Below are 19,977 nucleotides of genomic sequence, written 5' to 3' on the forward strand. Positions count from 1 at the left end.
CCGGGCAACCCGGTGTTGCCTTAGAACTTCCAGGTAGCGCCGAAGTACAGCTGGCGGCCTGCATAGGTATTGGAGATCAGGCGTGCCTTGGTGTCGCTTCCCAGGTGCACGCGCTGCTCGGACTTGGTGGCGTTGATCACCGAGGCGGTCAGGGTCCAGTCCGGGGTCAGGTTGTAGGCAACATTCAGATCCAGCTGGTCATACGGTTCGGTGTAGACGGTGAGGCCATTGTTGAGCCCGCCGACCACTTGGCCGCGACGGTTGAACGAAGCGCGCGCGAGGAACTTCTCGTTCTCGTAGAAGACCGTCACGTTGGCCTGGTTCTTGGCGCTGCCGACCAGCGGCGAGGAGCCGATTTCCTGCCCGTCCAGAACAATGGAAGCCAGGTTGGTGTCGTTGTAGGTGTAGTTGGCCTGCACGCCGAAGCCGAAATCGAAGGTGTACTGGCCATACAGCTCGACGCCCTGCGACACACCATCGCGGCCATTGGCCTGGGTCTCGTAGCGCTGCACGTTCACCGCTTCACCGTTGATGACCATCGGCGTGTCGCGCACCACCGGCAGGGTGAAGTTGTCCACGTTCTTGCGGAACAGGCTGACGCCGGCGACCGCGCCCGGCTGGAAGTACCACTCCAGGCCCAGGTCGAACTGGGTGGCCTTGAACGGCTCCAGCTGCTTGTTGCTGCCCTGGCCGACCCAGCCTGCGGTCGATGCGCCACCGGCAACGCGGCGATCATTGACGTACTCCTCGCTGTAGTAGCTCAGTGCGCCCGGTGCTGCGATGTCGGTGTAGCCAGGGCGGGCGATCACCTTCGATGCGGCACCACGCAGCACCAGCGTGTCGGTGATGTCCCATGCGATGTTGAAACTCGGCAGCACGTCGGTGTAGGTGCGGTCCACGCCGATCAGGCTGTAGGTCTTGCTCTGCGCCAGGTCATGCGGCAGGCGCACGAAGCCGCTCTCGCAGCTGTAGGTCGGGTAGGCCGCAGCGGCGGGGTCGGTGCACGCCATCGGCGCGCCGGACGCGTTGTCCAGGAAGTAGTCGTTGAACTTCTCGATCGAGTCGGAAGACTGCGCGAACTGCTTGGTGCGCACCACGCGCACGCCGACATTGCCGCGCACGCGCTCGGTGCGGAAGTTGGCCTGGAAGTAGCCGGAGTAGATCTTCTCGTTGACGTTGTAGACGAAGTCTTCCTCGGTACGGTTGTGCGAACCACCGTAGGTCTTGTTCAGATAGTCGATGTACGCCGGGTAGTTGATGCCCGGGAACACGTTGGCATTGAAGCCACCGGCAATGTTGCTGATCGGATTGGACAGGAAGAAGCCGGGCTGCGCATCGCCGGCAGTCGGATCGCAGCCACTCTGGTAGCGGCTGTTGTCATAGTCGGCCGGGTCACGGCCGGGGCACACCCAGTAGGTGTTGCCGGTGTTGCGGTGCACCTTGCCGTCGCGGTATTTGGCACCGAACTGGATTGAATCCAGCCAACCGGACTCGAACAGCTTGGTCACGTCGGCCTGGAAGTAGTTCTGCTTGACCTCGGTGCGCTTCCACGACGAATCGGTCGAGCCGGTGTCGACTTCGGCGATGCCGTTCATCAACTGCTGCTGCAGGTCGGGCGAGAAGGTGGCGGACGGCGTGCCGGTCAGGTCCCATGCGCTGTACTGGTTACCGGACAGGTAGTCGTTGCCGACCTTGCGGCGCGGCTTGGCCGACATGCGGAAGTTCATCGACGGACCACCTTCGGACCAGGTGCGGCCACCGGTGAACGAGGCCTTCCACAGCGGGCTGATGTCCCAGTCGATGGTCAGGTCGGCGGTCTGCGACAGCGCCTTTTCCTTGCTGTAGCCACCGGTCAGCTGCGGTGTCGGAATCGTGCAGTCGTCCGGGCCCCAGCCGCCGGGCTTGAGGCCGGCGGCCTTGGCCTGGTCTTCGCTGCAGTAGTAGGTCTTTCCAGCCAGCTTTTCGAATTGGGCACCCGTGACGGTGTTGCCGCTGGCATCGATGTCCAGGCCATTGAGAAGGCGGCCTCCGGCCCAGTTGCCGTCCTGGTTGTAGCGCGCCATGCTCCATTCCGGAATCTTCAGCATGTTCTGGGTGTAGTCACCCTGCAGCTCGAAGCGGAAGTAGTTGGCGGTCATCGTGACGTTGTCGACCGGCTTGAACTGGAAGGTCAGCTGGCCGCCCTTGCGCTCGCGCTTTTCTTCCTTCACCGCGAAGTTGACCGAGGTCGGCATGAAGAAGTCGCTGTAGTTGCCGCCGGTCTGGTTGTTGAAGCCGGACTTGCCCCACCAGTAGTGGATGCCATCCTGCTGCTGCACGTTGCCATAGGCGTCGCGTGCCCTGCCGGCGCCGTACCACTGGTAGTCCTCGGTGCTGGCTTCCATGGTACGGGTCGTGCGCTTCTGCTGCGTCACGCCGACCAGCACGCCGAAACGCTCATCCTTGCTGTGCCACGAATACAGGGCCGAGGCCTGCGGGTCGATATCGTGGTGGGTATCGGAGGAGGTGCCCTCGAGCGTGACGAAGCCCGAGTTGGACTCCATGTCCAGCGGACGGCGGGTGTGCAGGATGACCGTGCCGCCGATGCCGCCTTCGTCGATGCGTGCTTCCGGCGACTTGAACAGCTCGGCGCTGGACAGCATGTTCGACGGCAGCAGGGTGTAGTTGAACGAACGGGTGGCTTCGTCGTTGGTTTCCGACGTGGCCACGTAGTTGCCGTTCAACTGGGTCAGGGTCAGGTCCGGCGCAAGGCCGCGCACGCTGACACTCTTGCCTTCACCACCGCTGCGGGTGATGACCACGCCGGGCACGCGCTGCAGTGCGTCGGCCACGTTCTTGTCGGGGAACTTGCCGACGTCCTCGGCGGTGATCACTTCGACCACGGCGTTGGCATCGCGCTTCTGCTCAAGGCTCTTTTCGATGGCATAGCGGTAGCCGGTGACCTGGACGCTGTCCAGAGTGGTGGCATCCGGCGCGCCGGTAGACGTGGCCTGTTGCGCGGCGGCGCCAGCCGGAATGACGGCGGCGGCCAATGCCAGCGCGATGGCCAACGACAGTGCGTCCTGGCCATGCGTACGTATTGAATGCTTCATTCCCATCTCTCCCTCTCTCCTGGATTGATCCGGTGACGTGGCACGGACAACTTGAATCGATCTAATTTGAAGTGACTTTGCGGCTGTCGCCATGTGGGTGGCAGAGCACCGCGCGTGTGGCCTGGTACGTCCTGTTGCTGCTCCCCCAACTCCCGGCCATCGCAATGTCGTTCTTGGATCGATCTAAGCGATGGGCGGGCGATTTTTAGCACGGGTCGCCCGTGGGCGCATGCTGCTGCGCAATATGGTACTGGCGTGGCGAAGGGATGACGGTTTGCTGAAATCAGTGAAATCGTTTTCGTGCGCAGGGGAAGGGTGGGTCGGCAGGGCTGCGCCCTGCACCTGCGGTAGTGCCGGCCGCTGGCCGGCAACAGCCAAAGCCAACGCCAAAGCCAAAGCCAAAGCCAAAGCCAAAGCCAAAGCCAAAGCCAAAGCCAAAGCCAAAGCGGCTCTGGGTTGTCTGTGGCTTGGCGGGGCGGTGTGGGCTGGCAGGACACGCCGTAAACCCCGCTCCGCGGTCCGGCCCAGCCGCTGGCGGCTGGGCGTTCGGGCGCTTGCGAAGCAGTGCTTCGCAAGCAAAGCGCCCTCACCCCTGGGGGCTCGATGGCGCCATCCATGGCGCCAACGGTCCTGCCAGCCCACACCGCCCCACCTTTGACAGTTTCCCGGTGACGGTTGGATTGATCTTGGTGCGGCATGGGGTCATGGGGTCAGATCCGTTTTCCGTTGGAAAACGGATCTGACCCCGATTGATTTCGATATCCGACAGAGATTCATCCACGCATGGCGTGGATCTACAGATCGCGGACATCTGTCGAAGGCGGGGTGGGTCCGGTTGCGGGGGCGTGAGCCGCATGGATGCGGCGACCGAGCTTACATGGACGTACTTGCAGCGTCCCCCGCAACCGGACCCAGCCCGACTCCCCACAGGAAACCAGCTTCTGCTGTTGCTGTTGCTGTTGCTCCAGCTCGTAGCAGGTGCAGGGCGCAGCCTACCGAACACCCCCTCTCATGCTGCGCCGCAGAATGCATTCGGCTGAAGCCGCATGCTCTACTTGAATCGATCTAAATCCACGGTCTGGTGGGTCGGGCGTCATTCCAGGGGGAGCTCTCTGCCAGTCACGGCGGGACTCAGCGGAACGGTGCCGAACGACCCCGGCCGTCTGCCTCCGCGTCATCGACTACAGGAACCCGACATGCGCCCAGTGCCGTCCGCTCCCGCCGTCCCATCGACCTCGCGCCCGCTGGCGCGCCTGGCCTGCCTGTTGGCACTTTCGGCCATGCCGATGCTGTTGCAGGCCGCGCCGGCAGCGCTGGAGCGGGAGGTCAATACATTCATCGGCAGCAAGGACGACGGCAATACGTTCCCGGGCGCGTCGGCGCCGTTCGGCCTGATCCAGGTCAGCCCGATCGGCAGCCACTATTCGGGTTGGCGCTATGACGACGAGAAGATCCGTGGCTTTGGCCACTCCTTCATCTCCGGTGCCGGCTGCTGGGAACAGGGCGGCCAGGTGTCGGTGCTGCCGGTGACCGGCTCGATCGGCCCGGGCGGCGATTTCGATACCGGAAACCCCAAGAAATTCGACCACAAGACGTATGCCTCGAACTACACCCATGACGGCGAGATCGGCCAGGCTGGCTACTACAAGGTGCGCCTGACCAGCTACGGCGGCATCGATGCCGAGGCGACCGCGCGTACCCGTGCCGCGGCCGAGCGCTACACCTTCAGCCAGCGCAGCGGCGATGGCCACGTCCTCGTCAATGTCGGCCAGGCCAACGAACGCCATTCAGTGATCGGCAGCGTGGTCGATGTGGTCGGCGACCGTGTAGTCGAGGGCAAGCTGGTGACCAAGAGCTTCTGTGGCGGTCATCAGTACACCACCTGGTTCCGCATCGAGTTCGACCGTCCGTTCAAGGCGCATGGCACCTGGGGCGAGGGCGGTGGCCTGCCGGGTGCGCGGCACAGCATGGAAGGCGAGCAGAAGCCGAACGGTGCCTGGCTGACCTTCGACCTGGCCAAGGGCCAGTCGGTGACGGCGGTCAGCGCAATCTCGCACGTGGATGCCGAAGGCGCGCGTATCAATCTGCGCGCAGATGGCATGCAGGGTGGAGCGCTGCTCGGTTTCGACCGCATGCGTGCGTTGTCCCAGCAGTCGTGGCGTGAGCAGCTGGGCCGGGTGCGTGTGCAGGGCGGCAACGCCGACGACCGCGCGGTGTTCTACAGCGCGGTCTACCACGCGCTGCTCCAGCCGATGACCGGCAACGACGCCGACGGCCGCTACCGTGGCTATGACGATGGCATCCACCGTGCCGACGGCTGGACCTACTACGAGTACTTCTCGCTGTGGGATACCTACCGCGCGCAGAACCAGTGGCTGGCACTGACCCGCCCGGACGTGGCGCGTGACATCGGCCGTACCCTGCTGGCGATCGACGAGCAGGGCGGTTGGCTGCCGCGCTGGGGCTATGCCAATTTCGAGACCAACATCATGACCGGCGATCCGGTTACGCCGTTCATGGTCGATCTGTGGCGCTTCGGCGCGCTCAAGGGCCGTGAGTCGCAGGCCTGGGATGCGCTGCGCCGCAACGCGTTCGGCACGCCGCCGCTGGACTCGCGCATGGCTGGCCGCTCCGGCAACCCTACCTATCTGGACAAGGGCTACGTGGTCTACGACCGCGCGTTCCCGTCCAAGGGCATGGACGTCGATCCGCATCACGGCGGTTCGGCGACGCTGGAATACGCGCTGGCCGACTGTGCGCTTTCGCAGATGGCCGATGGCCTCGGCCATGCGCAGGACGCGGCGACGCTGCGTGAGCGCGGCCGCAACTGGCGGAAGGTGTGGGACCCGCAGGTGCGTGACGCCGAGACCGGCTTCACCGGTTTCCCCCGCCCGCGCACCGAGGATGGCCAGTGGTACACCCCGGCCGATGGCCACTACAGCCCGCGCTCGCATCACGGTTTCCATGAAGGCACGGCGTGGCAGTACCAGTGGCTGGCGCAGCAGGACGTGCCGGGCCTGGTCGAAGCCATGGACGGCCGCGAACAGGCCGGCCGCCGCCTCGATGCGTTCTTCGCGATGGACGCGCTGCAGGCCGACCCGCTCAATGCCGCCCGCAAGGCGTGGGTGGTCGGGCCGTACAGCTACTACAACCAGTTCCGCTACAACCCGAACAACGAGCCGGACCTGCACGCGCCGTGGCTGTACACACTGATCGGCCAGCCGTGGAAGACCGCCGCCGTGGTGCGTGCGGCGCAGCAGCTGTTCACCAATGCCCCCAACGGCGTGACCGGCAACGATGACCTCGGCACGATGTCGGCCTGGTACCTGTTCAGCGCCATCGGCGTGTACCCGGCGGTGCCGGGCAGTGGCCAGTTCCTGCTGCACACCCCGCGCTTCAGCAAGGTGGAAGTGGACATGGGCAATGGCCGCACGCTGCGCATCGACGCGCCGGGTGCCGATGGCCGCCGTCTGCAGTATGTGCAGGGCGTGCAGGTCGATGGCCAGCCGCATGCGCCGGTTTGGCTGGACTGGAACCAGCTGCAGCAGGGCCCGCGCCTGCAGTTCGCGCTCGACGCGAAGGCGCCGGAGCAGGGCTGGGGCACTGCGGTGAAGGACCTGCCGGTATCCTGGTGCGCGGCACCGGGTAGCCAGCTGCGCTGAGACGGACTGTGCCGTTCGCGGTGCCCAGCGAACGGCACGGCACGACAGGTCCCTGATCCATTAGGCTTGAGCATCCAGCGGAGTCCGGGAAGACGATGAACGACAACGGCAGCAGTCCCAGCAAACGCGCCGGCAAGGCGGTGACGGTGACCGACATCGCGCGTGCCATCGGCGTGTCACGGGCAACGGTGTCGCTGGTGCTGCGCGGCAGCCCACTGGTCAACGTCGATACCCGCGCCAAGGTCGAGGCCGAACTGCGCCGCCAGCGTTACGTCTATAACCGCGCGGCGGCCAACCTGCGCCGGCGCACGTCATCAAGCATCGCGCTGGTGATCAACGATCTGTCCAACCCGTTCTTCGCCGAATTCGCATCCGGTGTGGATGAGGCGCTGGGCGGGCGTGGTTATGTGACCCTGCTGGGCAGCACCGGCGAATCGCCGGAGCGCCAGCAGGCGGTGCTGTCCACGCTGATGGAGCACACCCCGGCCGGCCTGATCCTGTCGCCGGCCGAGGGCAGTGATACCACGCTGCTGCGGCAGGCGCTGGGTGCCAATGCCAACGTGCTGCTGTTCAACCGCGAGCTTGAAGGGGCTGACTGGGATTTCCTCACCCTCGACAACCAGCACGGCGCCTATCTCGCCACGCGCCACCTGATCGAGCGCGGCCATCGCCAGATCGCTTTCTTCGGCGGCCACGCCGCATCCAGTTCGTGCCACCAGCGCCGTGCCGGTTTCCAGCAGGCGCTGGCCGAGGCCGGTCTGTCGCTGCCGCCGGGCTGGATGATCGAATCTGCACCGAACCGCCTGGAAGCCGCCGCGCGCACCGATGAGTTGTTTGCCGACGGCCATCGCCCGAGTGCGGCGGTCTGCTACAACGACACCGTCGCGTTGGGCCTGATGCTGGGCCTGAATTCGCGTGGCATCCGTCCGGGCGGCGATTTTGCCGTTACCGGTTTCGATGATATTTCCGAGGCTGCGGTGGCGGTGCCGCCACTGACCACGTTGACCGCCGACCCGCGCGAGCGTGGCCGGCAAGCTGCGGCGCTGCTTCTGCAACGACTGGACGAACCGGATGCGCCGCCGCGGCGCACGGTCGCGCCGGTGCAGCTGCGCATCCGCGAAAGCAGTGCCGCGCGACCGAACTGATTCCTTTCATACATCCCTTCCACGCAACAACGACCTTCCGCGCATCGAGGCGCGTACCGCATGCCGATCTCCGCAACGCCCCGTCCATCGGGTTCTTCGGGCAACGCACCCGCCGTCACCAACGGCAAGGCGCTGGCCGTGGTCACCACGATCTTCTTCATGTGGGGCTTCCTGACCTGCCTCAATGACATCCTGATCCCGCACCTGAAGGCGGTGTTCGAGCTGAACTACGCCAAGGCGATGCTGGTGCAGTTCACCTTCTTCGGCACCTATTTCCTGATGTCGCTGCCGGCCGGACGCCTGGTGGCGGCGCTGGGCTACAAGAAGGGCATCGTGGCCGGCCTGCTGATCGCCGGTATCGGCGCACTGGGTTTCTGGCCCGCGGCCGAGCTGCGCGTCTACGGCGCCTTCCTCGGTGCACTGTTCGTGCTGGCGACCGGCATCACGGTGCTGCAGGTCGCCGCCAACCCGTACGTCGCACTGCTGGGACCGGAGCAGACCAGCTCAAGCCGCCTGACCCTGGCGCAGGCGTTGAACTCGCTGGGCACGGCCATCGCCCCGATCTTTGGCGGCATGTTGATCCTGTCCAACACGGTGAAGAGTGCCGATGACATCGCGGCGCTGCCGGCCGCCGAGCAGCTGGCCTACCGTGCCGCCGAGGCGCAGGCCGTGCAGGGTCCATACGTGGGCCTGGCGGTGGCGCTGGTACTGCTGGCGCTGTTCGTGTTCCTGTTCCGCCTGCCGGCGTTGAGCGACGCCACCGAGCAGGCTGATCAGGGTCACCACCACAGCTACCTGGATGCACTGCGCAAGCGCCACCTGCTGCTGGGCGTGCTGGGCATCTTCTTCTACGTCGGTGCCGAAGTGTCGATCGGCAGCTTCCTGGTCAATTACCTGTCGATGCCCAACATCGGCGGCTTCAGCGAACAGGAGGCCACCCATTACGTGTCGGCCTACTGGACGATGGCGATGGTTGGCCGCTTCGCCGGCTCGGCGCTGCTGGCGCGCTTCTCGCCCAGCCGCCTGCTGGCGATCTTCGCGCTGGTCAACGTGGCCCTGCTGGTTACGACCATGCTGACCTCCGGCAGCATCGCGCTGTACTCGGTGGTGGCGATCGGCCTGTTCAACTCGATCATGTTCCCGACCATCTTCGCGCTGAGCATCGAGCGCCTGGGGCCGCTGACCAACAAGGGCTCCAGCCTGCTGATCATGGCCATCGTCGGCGGTGCCGTGGTGCCGTACCTGCAGGGCGTGCTGGCCGACCACATCGGTGTGCAGGCCAGCTTCATCCTGCCGCTGTTGTGCTACGGCTACATCATTTTCTACGGACTGGTCGGCGCGCGTACGCCGGCCTCCGCAACGCAGGGAGGCTGAGTCCGGAATGGGTGCCATCGTTTGCTTCGGCGAAATTTTGATCGATCTACTAGCGCAGCCTCCGGCCTCGGCCGACACGCCGCGCGCTTTCCTGCAGTACGCCGGTGGTGCACCGGCCAACGTTGCCGTTGCGGCCGCACGGTTGGGTGCGAAGACGCAGTTCGTCGGCACGCTGGGCCGCGACATGTTCGGCGACTTCCTGGCCGACAGCCTGGTCGAGCACGGCGTGGGCACGGATTACATCGTGCGTACCGATGCGGCCAAGACCGCACTGGCCTTCGTCGCACTGGATGCCAGCGGCGAGCGCAGCTTCAGCTTCTATCGCCCGCCGGCAGCCGACCTGCTGTTCCGTGACAGCGACTTCCAGGCGGCGTGCTTCGACAGCGCACAGTGCTTCCATGTCTGTTCCAACAGCCTGACCGAAGCGGCCATCGCCGAGGCGACCTTCGCCGGCATGGATCGCGCGCGTGCGGCTGGTGCGGTGGTCAGCCTCGACCTCAATCTGCGTCCGGCGCTGTGGCCGGCGAACGAGGACCCGACACCGCGCCTGTGGCAGGCGCTGGAACGCGCCGACCTGGTCAAGCTGTCGCGCGAGGAACTGGACTACCTGGCCGCGCCGCTGGGTGCCGATGGCGAGGCAGCGGTACTGCGGCGCCTGCTCGCTGCGCGCGCGCGCTGGGTGATCGTCACCGACGGTGCGGCCACGCTGCACTGGTACACGCGCGACAACCACGGCACGGTCACCAGCTTCCGCGTGGCTACCGTCGACACCACGGCGGCTGGCGATGCTTTCGTCGGTGGCGTGCTGGTCGGCTTGCTGGAGCGCGGCGGCGCCGGTGCCGGTTTTGCCGCCTTCTGCCAGGACCCGGAGGCGATCACCGCCACGCTGCGCTTCGGTGCCGCGGTCGGCGCTCTGGCTGTTACCCGCAAGGGCGCGTTCGCCGCGATGCCCTCGCTCGATGAAGTGCAGCAGCTGCTGCAGGCCCAGGACATTACCGCATGAGCACCTCGCCCGATTTCCGTTCACCCGCGTTCCTGCGTGCGCACATCGCCGACACGATGGCGTTCTACCACCCGCGCTGCATCGATCCGAACGGCGGCTTCTTCCACTACTTCCGTGATGACGGCAGCATCTACGATGCCAGCCACCGCCACCTGGTGAGCAGCACCCGTTTCGTCTTCAACTACGCGATGGCATACCGCGAGTTCGGCAACGCCGAATACCGCGACGCAGTCGAGCATGGCGTGCGCTATCTGCGCGAGGTGCATCGCAATCCGGCCACCGGTGGCTACGCCTGGACCCTGCGCGATGGCAAGGTCGAGGACGACATGAACCACTGCTATGGCGTGGCGTTCGTGCTGTTGGCCTACAGCTGCGCACTGAAGGCCGGTCTCGAACAGGCCCGCGCATGGATGGACGAGACCTGGCAGCTGCTGGAAGCGCGTTTCTGGGAGCCGCAGCACGGCCTCTACAAGGACGAAGCCGATGGGCAGTGGAATTTCACCGGCTACCGTGGCCAGAACGCCAACATGCACATGTGCGAGGCGATGCTGGCCGCCTTCGAGGCCAGCGGCGAACAGCGCTATGTGGAGCGCGCGCTGCAGCTGGCCGACAACATGACCCGCCGCCAGGCCGCCAAGGCCGGTGGCCTGGTGTGGGAGCACTACGATTCCAACTGGGAGATCGACTGGGATTACAACCTGGATGACCCCAAGCACCTGTTCCGCCCGTGGGGCTTCCAGCCGGGCCACCAGACCGAATGGGCCAAGCTGCTGTTGATCCTGGACCGCCATGTGCAGGCCGATTGGCTGGTGCCGACCGCGCAGCACCTGTTCGACGTGGCCGTGGCGCGCAGCTGGGACGAGGCGCGGGGTGGCCTGTACTACGGTTTCGCGCCGGAATCGCGCCGGCAGCCGGGCATGGATGGCGCCCCGATCGGTGGCGACAGTTTCGTCTGCGACGACGACAAGTATTTCTGGGTGCAGGCGGAGACGCTGGCGACCGCCGCGCTGATGGCCAAGCGTACCGGCGATGACCGCTATTGGCAGTGGTACCAGCGTATCTGGGCGTATTCGTGGGAACACTTCGTCGATCAACGGTACGGCGCCTGGTTCCGCATCCTCGATGCCGACAACCGCAAGTACAGCGACGAGAAGAGCCCGGCCGGCAAGGTGGATTACCACACCATGGGTGCATGCTACGAAGTGTTGAACGTCGTGCGTTGAGGTCTGCCGCGCTGCGCGCTCGCCGGACGTGGTCCGGCGCTACAGTGGCGTGTTGAATTGGTAGCGCCGGGCCATGCCCGGCGGAAAAACAGGAGCATCCCGTGCATCGCCTTCCCCTCGTTGTCCGTCTGCTCCTGCTGCTGGTTGCAGCCTCCTCCTTCCCGGTAGCTGCAGCGCCGCTGCAGGCACAGTGGGAGTTCCGCATGCTGCCCGGCGACGCGCAGGGTGCAGCCCATCCGGGCCTGCAGCAATGGCGGGCGGCGACGGTGCCGGGCAGCGTGCACACCGACCTGCTGGCTCACGAATTGATCCGTGATCCGTATGTCGGTGCGCCCGAGGCCGAACTGCAGTGGATCGGCCTGGCGGCTTGGGAGTACCGCGCGCGCTTCGACATGGACGCGGCGATGCTGGCCAAGCCCAATGCCGAACTGCGCTTCGACGGGCTGGACACTTATGCCGAAGTCAGCCTCAACGGAAAGCCGCTGCTGCGCGCGGACAACGCACACCGCACGTGGCGCGCCCGGGTCGAAGGCCGCCTCCGTGCGAGCAACAATGAACTGCAGATCGTGTTCCGTTCGCCGATCCGCACCCTGCTGCCGGGCGTGCAGGCAATGCCGCACAAGATCGCTGGCAACTACCCGTCGCCGTATGGCGATGAGCCGAAGGACGCGATGGTCGGCAACTTCGCGCGCAAGCCGGCCTACCACTTCGGCTGGGACTGGGGTCCGCGCTATGTCACCGCCGGCGTCTGGCGCGGAATCGATCTGCAGGCTTGGGACGCGCACCGCCTGACCGATCTTGCGGTGCGCACGGATGCATTGAGCGCGGAGCAGGCGAAGCTGGCCGTGCTGCTGCGAGTGGAGCAGGGTGCGGCGGCGGGCTCGGCCGTGGTGAATGTGGATGTGCAGGATCCGCAGGGCCGCAACGTGGCCCAGGTGCAGCGCACGGTGCTGCTGAAGCCCGGCCAGAACAGCATCGAGGTTCCGGTTGAACTGGCCGATCCGCGGCGCTGGTGGCCAGTCGGCCACGGCGCGCAGGACCGCTACACGGTGCGGGCCCGCCTGGACCAAGGTGGCGCGCCGGAGCTGGTGCGCGAGCAGCGCATCGGCCTGCGCACGGTTGAACTGCGCCGCGAGGAAGACGGCAAGGGCGGGCAGGGCTTCGCTTTCGTCATCAACGGCGTGGAGATCTTCGCCAAGGGCGCCAACGTCATTCCGTTCGATGCCTTCCCCGCACGGGTCGACGCCGCGCGCCTGCGCCAGGTGCTGACCGCCGCACGCGACGCCAACATGAACATGCTGCGCAACTGGGGTGGCGGCTACTACGAGGACGATGCGTTCTTCGACATCGCCGACGAACTGGGCCTGCTGGTCTGGCAGGACTTCATGTTCGGTGGTGGCATGCAGCCGGGCTACGATCCGGCCTTCCGTGCCAGCGTGGTGGCCGAGGCACGCGACAATGTGCGCCGGCTGCGCCATCACCCCAGCATCGTGCTGTGGTGTGGCAACAACGAGGAAGAAACCGCCTGGAAGGACTGGGGCCACGGTCGCGACCTGAAGGCAGCCGACCCTGCGTTTGCAGCGAAGGTCTGGCAGGGCTATGTCGACCTGTTCGGCAATGATCTGCGTCAGGTAGTGGGGGAGGAGGGGCTGGGCGTGCCGTACTGGTCCAGCTCGCCCAGCAACGACCTGGACGAAAAGGCGAACGACTCGACCCGTGGCGACAAGCACTACTGGCAGGTCTGGGGCAATCCGGCGCTGCCGGTGCAGGCTTACCTGCGCGAGACGCCGCGCTTCATGTCCGAGTACGGCCTGCAGGCATGGCCGTCGGTGGCCACCGTGGACCAGATCGCCACCCGCGCCGAGCAGCGCATCGACAGCCCGGTGATCCGCGCGCACCAGAAATTCATGGCCGGCGAGGGCAACAGCCGCCTGCTGCACTACATCGAACTGGGTTACGGCACGCCGAAGGACTTCGAGGACTTTGTCTACCTCAGCCAGGTGATGCAGGCCGATGGCATCGCGCTGGCCGCGTTGCACCATCGCGCTTCGCGGCCGTACACGATGGGCTCGCTGTACTGGCAGCTCAACGATGTCTGGCCGGGTGCTTCATGGTCCAGCGTGGACTACTTCGGTCGCTGGAAGGCGCTGCACTTCGCCGCGCGGCGCTTCTTCGCGCCGGTCACGGTAGCGGCGCTGCGCGATGAGGGCAGTACGCGGGTACGCCTGATCAATGACGGTGCGGCGCTGGATGCACGTTGGCGGCTGCGGGTGATGGACGTGGAAGGGAAGGTGCTGCGCCGTCGCGAGGACGCGGTGACGCTGGCGGCGTCGGGTGTGACCTCGATCGGTGATTTCCGCGATGCCGAGCTGCTGGCCGGTGCCGACCCGAAGCGCACGGTGGCCGTGTTCGAGCTGCTGCAGAACGGGGCGGTGAGCGCGCGGCAGGTGGTCGGATTCGTCGAAGCCAAGGACCAGGTGTTGCCGCGGCAGAAGCTGAAGGCCACGTTGTCCATCGAAGGCGATCACTACCGTCTGCGCCTGGAAAGCGCGGCTTACGTGCGCGCGGCGTGGATCGATTTCGGCGCGCTGGATGTGCAGGTCGAAGACAACCTGCTGGACTTGCTGCCGGGCGAAACCCGCGATATCGCCGTACGCGGCCCGGTGGATCTGGTTACCCTGCGCGAAGCGCTGAAGGTGAAAACCCTCAACGATCGATGAGGGCAGGTGAACCATGTTCTGGTAGGTGTGAACCTTGGTTGACACATCGGCCGTATGCCAACCAAGGTTGGCAACTACCAGAAGCAGAGCCGGGTAGGTGCGGACCGTTGGTCCGCACACCTTTCTTTTTTACAGTTGGATCTGCTGGAAGTTCTCGACCCGCTCGTGGCCATTGGCGGCCTGGCCGGTGCGCGGCATCGGGTAGTCGTCGCGGCGGTCGATCAAGCGCGTCTGCAGGCCGGCTTCACGGGCGGCATCCAGCTCTTCCACCACATCGGACAGGAACAGGATCTCGCCGGCGGGCACGCCGATCGACTGCACGATGCGGCGGTAGCTGTCGGCCTCGCGCTTGCCGCCGATCTCGGTATCGAACCAGCCCGACACCAGCGGGCTGAGGTCACCGGCATCGCTGAAACCGAAGAACAGCTTCTGCGCCGGCACCGAACCGGAGGAGTACACGTACAGCGGCAGGCCGGAAGCGTGCCAGCCCTTCAGCACCGGCGCTACTTCCGGGTAGAAGTGCGCGGTGTAGTCGCCGCGGCGGTAGCCTTCATCCCAGATCAGGCCCTGCAGCGCCTTCAGTGCGGTGTGCTTGCGGTCCTGGTCGATCCAGCCCTGCAGCGTTTCGGCCACCAGGCTGTCCTGGCAGGCACCGCCGATCTCGGTAGCCACCGCATCCAGCCAGCGGCGGACGTCCGGCTGCTGGCCATGCTCGGCGACAAACGCGGGCAACGCCTTGCGCGCATAGGGGAACAGCACGTTCTTGACGAACGAGATGCTGCTGGTGGTGCCTTCGATGTCGGTCAGGATGACGCGGGCTTGCATGGATCAGGACGCCTGGGTGGGTACGTAACGAGGGAACTTCTGCGCGATGTCGGTGCCGGTGAAATGACCCACCCAGCCGTCCGGCTCGGTGAAGAAGCGGATCGCCACGAAACTCGGTTCCTCGCCCATGTCGAACCAGTGGGTGGTGCCATCGGGCACGGCGATCAGGTCGTCCTTCACGCACTCGATCTCATAGACCTTGTCACCCACGTGCAGGGTGAACAGGCCGGAGCCGGCGACGAAGAAGCGCACCTCGTCTTCCTTGTGGAAGTGCTCGTCGAGGAACTTCTTGCGCAGCTCGGCGCGGTTCGGGTTGTCCGGGGCGATCGAGGCCACGTCCACGCTCTTGAAGCCGCGCTCGGCGACCAGGCGGTCGATGTCCGCGCGGTAGGCGGCGAACACTTCCTCCTGGCTGGCGCCCGGCGCGACTGGCGCGGTGGCCTGCCAGCGCTCGAAGGTGACGCCGATCTTCTGCAGTTCGGCAGCGATGACCGCGCCGTCCTGGGTGTCCAGCAGCGGCGATTCGGGGCGGGTGTCGTCGTAGATGCGCAGTCGGCTCATGGCGGCAGCTTGAACGTCTCGGGGGAAGACAGGGTAGCAGGGTGGGGGCGGGGCGCAGATTCCGGATCGGCATCTGCACCTGCGCGCCGGTTCAGCTGCGCAGCTTGCGCAGTTCCAGTTCGCAGTGGAACAGGAATTCGAACGCTTCCAGGTGGCGGCGTGCTTCGGCCATATCGCGGCCCCAGGCGTACAGCCCATGGCCGTCGATCAGGTAGCCCCACAGGTTCTGCCGGTCGAGCAGGTCATCGACCTGCTGCGAAAGCACGTTCATGTCCTGGGTATTGGCGAACACCGGCACGTCGATGGCCATCTCGTGGGTGCTGTTGCCGGCGAAGGCCTTCAGCAGCTCGTAACCCTCCAGGCGGATGTGGCCCTGCGGCGCATACAGGCGCGAGGCGATGGTCTGCACCGGCGAATGCGTATGCAGCACGCAGCCGACCTCCGGGAAGCGGCGGTACAGCTGGGTGTGCAGCAGGGTCTCGGCGGACGGGCGCAACGGACGGCCCACGGCCTGGCCGTCGAAGTCCACCACCATGATGTCATCCTCGATCAGGCGGCCCTTGTCCTTGCCCGAGACGGTGATAGCCGCGTGGCGGTCGTCCAGGCGGTGGGAGAAGTTGCTGCTGGTGGCCGGGGTCCAGCCGGCGTGGGCCAGTTCGCGGATGTTGTCGATCAGCAGCTGGGCCAGTTCGCTCAGGCGCGCGGTGTCGTACGGGAAGGTGGGGGCGTTCATGTCGGCGATTTTACTGGATTCGGCCAACGGCTGAGCCCCTCGTGGCTGAGAGGTGGTTGGTTGGTCACGGAAAGCGGTTCATGGAGGTGGCGGGGCGGGTGGGCCGTGCAGGGGACGCTGCAAGTACGTCCCTGTAAGCTCGATGGCGCCATCCATGGCGCCAACGCCCCTGCACGGCCCACCCGCCCCGCCTCTGACAGGTTCCGGCGTGCGGCCAGCCACGGAGTGAAGAAGGAAAAGCGAAAAGCGGGTCGCTTCGCTGCGCTTGCTCGGAGCGGAGCATGGCTCCGCTCTACAGAGGATTCATCGAACGGAGAAAATTCATTTCCCGGATGAATTCATCCACGCATGGCGTGGATCTACTGGACGTGCCAGCAGACTGTCGGAGGTGGGGCGGGTTGGGTTCGCGCGGGTGTCCGCGGCATGGATGCCGCGGCCAAGCCCCCAGGGACGGGTTAACGGCGTCCCCCGCGAACCCAACCCGCCCCGCCAAACCCTCAACCCAGCTGTTGCCGTTGCCGTTGCTCCGGCTTCAAAAGCGGGTGCAGGGCCGCAGGCCCTGCAATGCAAAACCTTACTTCCCCCGCAGGCGGCTGTGCCTGAAGCCGTAGCAGAAATAGATCACGAAACCGACGAAGGTCCAGACGCCCATCAGCATCCAGTTGTGCATCGTCATCGCCGACAGCAGCGCCAGGCAGCTCAGCACGCCCAGGCTGCAGATCAGCCAGGCCATCGGCATGCGGAAAGGGCGCGGCAGGTCCGGTTGGGTGCGGCGCAGGATCAGCACGCCGGCGCAGACCGCCGCGAACGCAATCAGCGTGCCCATCGAGGTCAGCTCGCCGAGAATGTCCAGCGGGAACAGCGCCGCCAGCAGCGCGATGCCGATGCCGGTGATCACCGTGTTGATGTGCGGGGTGCGGTACTTCGGGTGGATCCTGGTGAACACCGGCGGCAGCAGACCGTCGCGGCCCATGATCATGAAGATGCGCGGCTGGCCGATGATCATCACCAGCACTACCGATGACAGGCCGACCAGCGCGCCGACCTCGACCACCCAGCGCAGCCAGCCCAGCTGCGGGTGTGCGGCCACGGCAGTCACCACCGGCTCGTCGGTGCCCAGCAGCTGGAACGGCACCAGGCCAGTCATCACTGCGGCCATCGCGATGTACAGCACGGTGCAGACCACCAGCGACAGCATCATGCCGATCGGCATGTCGCGCTGCGGGTTCTTGGATTCCTGCGCCGCCACCGATACCGCCTCGAAACCGATGTAGGCGAAGAACACCATCGCCGCGCCACGCAGCACGCCTTCCATGCCGTACTTGCCCGGGCCTTCATTGGCCGGAATGAACGGGGTCCAGTTGCTGGTGTCCACGTACTTCCAGCCGACCACGATGACCAGCACGATCAGGCCGGTCTTGAGCACGACCATTGCCATGTTCATCGCCGAGGACTTGCTGATGCCGACGTAGCACAGCCAGGTCAGCAACAGTACCAGTGCCGCGGCGGGCAGGTTGGCGATCGCGCCGGTGGGCCGCAGCTGTGCGTCCAGTGGCGCACTGACCAGCGCCGCCGGTAGATGGATGTCGAACTGGCTGAGCAGGCTGAGGAAGTAGCCGGTCCAGCTGACCGCCACCGCCGATGCAGAGACGCCGTATTCGAGCACCAGCATCCAGCCGATGAACCAGGCCGACAGTTCGCCGAAGGTGGCATAGGTATAGGTGTATGCGCTGCCGGAGACCGGCACCATCGAGGCGAACTCGGCGTAGGCCAGCGCGCAGAAGGCGCAGCAGATGGCGGCCAGCACGAACGACAGCATGATCGCGGGGCCGGCGTGGTTGGCGGCCGCCTGGCCGGTGATGACGAAGATGCCGCCGCCGATCACCGCGCCGATGCCGAGGGCGGTCAGCCCCCAGGGGCCTAGGTGGCGGCGCAGGCTCAGGCCGTTGGCGTCTTCATGGGCGGCATGCGGGTGCTTGGTGGCCCACAGTTGCTTGAACATGTGTGGTGGTCTTGTCGAAGCGCGCCAGGAGCGGCGCGCGGGGAAAACGGACGGGCCGGCGCGAGGCCGGCCCGTAGGCGGATCAGGGCGACTTGGCCAGCTTGCTGTTGCGCATGCCGTAGCCGAGGTAAATCAGCATGCCCAGCACGGTCCAGCCGACGAACAGGTGCCAGTGCACCACGAACGCCTGCCAGAACAGGAACAGGCAGGCCGCGGCGCCAAGCGGGCAGATGATCCACACCGCCGGTACGCGGAACGGGCGATGGATCTCCGGCTTGGTATAGCGCAGCACCAGCACGCCGATGCAGACGGTGGCGAAGGCCAGCAGGGTGCCCATCGACACCAGTTCGCCGAGCACGTTCAGCGGCACCAGGCCGGCCAGCGCGGCGGCGATCACGCCGACCACGATCGTGGCCCAGTAAGGCGTGCGGAACCGGGCGTGGACCTTGCCGAAGAACTTCGGCAGCAGGCCGTCGCGGGAAATGGTGTAGGCGATGCGGGTCTGGCCCATCATCATCACCAGCACCACCGAGGACAGGCCGGCGATGGCGCCGATCTCGACCAGGGTCTTCAGCCACGACAAGGTCGGGTAGGGCTCCAGTGCGGTGGCCACCGGCTTGTCGGTGCCCAGCAGGTGGTACGGCATCATGCCGGTCAGTACCGCGCAGACGATGATGTAGACGATGGTGCACACCGCCAGCGAGCCGAGCAGGCCGATCGGCATGTTGCGCTGTGGGTCTTTGGTTTCGCCGGCGGCGGTGGAGACCGCATCGAAGCCGATATAGGCGAAGAACACGATGGTGGCCGCGCGGAAGATGCCGCTCCAGCCGAACTCACCCGGCACGCCGGTGTTTTCCGGGATGAACGGCTGCCAGTTGGCCGGGTCGATATGGGCCGCGCCGATGCCGATGAACAGGCAGATGACGGTGACCTTGATCGCCACGATGATGGCGTTGACGAAGGCCGACTGGGTCACGCCCACGTACAGCAGGCCGGACACCGCCGCCACGATCAGCACCGCAGGCAGGTTGAACAGCTTGCCGGAGGAGACGAACTCGCTGCCGGTCCAGGCGATGGGCGCGGCGCTGAGCAGGTCCGGGAACGGCATGTGCAGCGTGGTGGTGATGAAACTGATCAGGTAGGCCGACCAGCCCACCGCGACCGATGCCGAGGCGAACAGGTACTCCAGCACCAGGCACCAGCCGATGAACCAGGCCATGCCTTCGCCGAGGGTGGCATAGGAATAGGAATAGGCACTGCCGGAGACCGGCATCATCGCCGCGAACTCGGCATAGCACAGGCCCGCCAGCGCACAGGCGAAACCGGCCAGCACGAACGACAGCATGACCGCCGGGCCCGCGTGGTTGGCTGCGGCCTGGCCGGTCAGCACGAAGATACCTGCGCCGATCACCGCACCCACGCCCAGCAGGATGAGGTGTTTAGCCGTGAGGGTCCGTTTCAACGTGGCTTCGCCGTCCAGGCTGCCTTCGATGGGTTCGCCGGCATCGACGTGCCCGGCCGGCTGGACCGGCTTGACCCTCAACAGAGCTTTCAGCATGCAGTACTTCCTAGTGATCGGATGGGGTGGGCGGCCGATACGTTGCCGGCTGCCTTGAATGGTGAAGGCCGTGCGAACA

General features: G+C 65.8%; 12 protein-coding genes. 6 read left to right on the top strand and 6 right to left on the bottom strand.

Going from position 1 to position 19,977, the window contains the following annotated elements; translation table 11 throughout:
- Window positions 1-20 precede the first annotated feature (20 nt).
- Entirely contained in the window at window positions 21-3,098 is a 3,078-nt protein-coding gene (locus ACTXG9_RS07510) for a TonB-dependent receptor (RefSeq protein WP_456115610.1), read from the bottom strand.
- A 1,190-nt stretch (window positions 3,099-4,288) separates the two neighbouring features.
- Here ACTXG9_RS07510 and ACTXG9_RS07515 point away from each other — a divergent pair.
- The 6 genes from ACTXG9_RS07515 (at window position 4,289) to ACTXG9_RS07540 (ending at window position 14,219) form a co-directional block, all read left to right on the top strand.
- Entirely contained in the window at window positions 4,289-6,754 is a 2,466-nt protein-coding gene (locus tag ACTXG9_RS07515) for a GH92 family glycosyl hydrolase (protein WP_180832915.1), read from the top strand.
- A 95-nt stretch (window positions 6,755-6,849) separates the two neighbouring features.
- On the top strand, window positions 6,850-7,899 hold the full coding sequence (locus ACTXG9_RS07520; RefSeq protein WP_057499695.1) for a LacI family DNA-binding transcriptional regulator: 1,050 nt from the start codon (window positions 6,850-6,852) through the stop codon (window positions 7,897-7,899).
- A 60-nt stretch (window positions 7,900-7,959) separates the two neighbouring features.
- Window positions 7,960-9,273, top strand: coding sequence for an L-fucose:H+ symporter permease (gene fucP / locus ACTXG9_RS07525; protein ID WP_021204385.1), 1,314 nt, complete (start codon window positions 7,960-7,962; stop codon window positions 9,271-9,273).
- Window positions 9,274-9,280: 7 nt separating this feature from the next.
- Window positions 9,281-10,276, top strand: coding sequence for a carbohydrate kinase family protein (locus tag ACTXG9_RS07530; RefSeq protein ID WP_005416347.1), 996 nt, complete (start codon window positions 9,281-9,283; stop codon window positions 10,274-10,276).
- A complete protein-coding gene (locus ACTXG9_RS07535; RefSeq protein ID WP_206621940.1) occupies window positions 10,273-11,499 on the top strand; it encodes an AGE family epimerase/isomerase in 1,227 nt (408 codons plus the stop codon). The genes ACTXG9_RS07530 and ACTXG9_RS07535 overlap by 4 nt, the downstream gene beginning before the upstream one ends.
- A 101-nt stretch (window positions 11,500-11,600) precedes the next feature.
- Complete coding sequence (locus ACTXG9_RS07540) at window positions 11,601-14,219, top strand: beta-mannosidase (RefSeq protein WP_329867419.1); 2,619 nt, start codon at window positions 11,601-11,603, stop codon at window positions 14,217-14,219.
- Between the two features lie 129 nt (window positions 14,220-14,348).
- Here the strand turns inward: ACTXG9_RS07540 and mtnC are convergent, their stop codons facing one another.
- From mtnC to ACTXG9_RS07565, 5 genes are all read right to left on the bottom strand, one after another.
- Complete coding sequence (gene mtnC, locus ACTXG9_RS07545; protein ID WP_021204388.1) at window positions 14,349-15,044, bottom strand: acireductone synthase; 696 nt, start codon at window positions 15,042-15,044, stop codon at window positions 14,349-14,351.
- Between the two features lie 3 nt (window positions 15,045-15,047).
- Window positions 15,048-15,605, bottom strand: coding sequence for a 1,2-dihydroxy-3-keto-5-methylthiopentene dioxygenase (locus tag ACTXG9_RS07550; protein ID WP_021204389.1), 558 nt, complete (start codon window positions 15,603-15,605; stop codon window positions 15,048-15,050).
- A 91-nt stretch (window positions 15,606-15,696) separates the two neighbouring features.
- Window positions 15,697-16,338 carry a methylthioribulose 1-phosphate dehydratase gene (locus ACTXG9_RS07555; protein ID WP_026347187.1) on the bottom strand — a complete coding sequence of 214 codons (642 nt, stop codon included), beginning with the start codon at window positions 16,336-16,338 and terminating at the stop codon, window positions 15,697-15,699.
- 574 nt (window positions 16,339-16,912) lie between these two features.
- Window positions 16,913-18,340, bottom strand: a complete 1,428-nt coding sequence (locus tag ACTXG9_RS07560; RefSeq protein WP_100478017.1) for an amino acid permease — start codon at window positions 18,338-18,340, stop codon at window positions 16,913-16,915.
- Window positions 18,341-18,422: 82 nt separating this feature from the next.
- A complete protein-coding gene (locus tag ACTXG9_RS07565; RefSeq protein WP_005416354.1) occupies window positions 18,423-19,898 on the bottom strand; it encodes an amino acid permease in 1,476 nt (491 codons plus the stop codon).
- Window positions 19,899-19,977 lie beyond the last annotated feature (79 nt).

The sequence above is a fragment of the Stenotrophomonas maltophilia group sp. LNF247 genome (genome assembly GCF_054083135.1).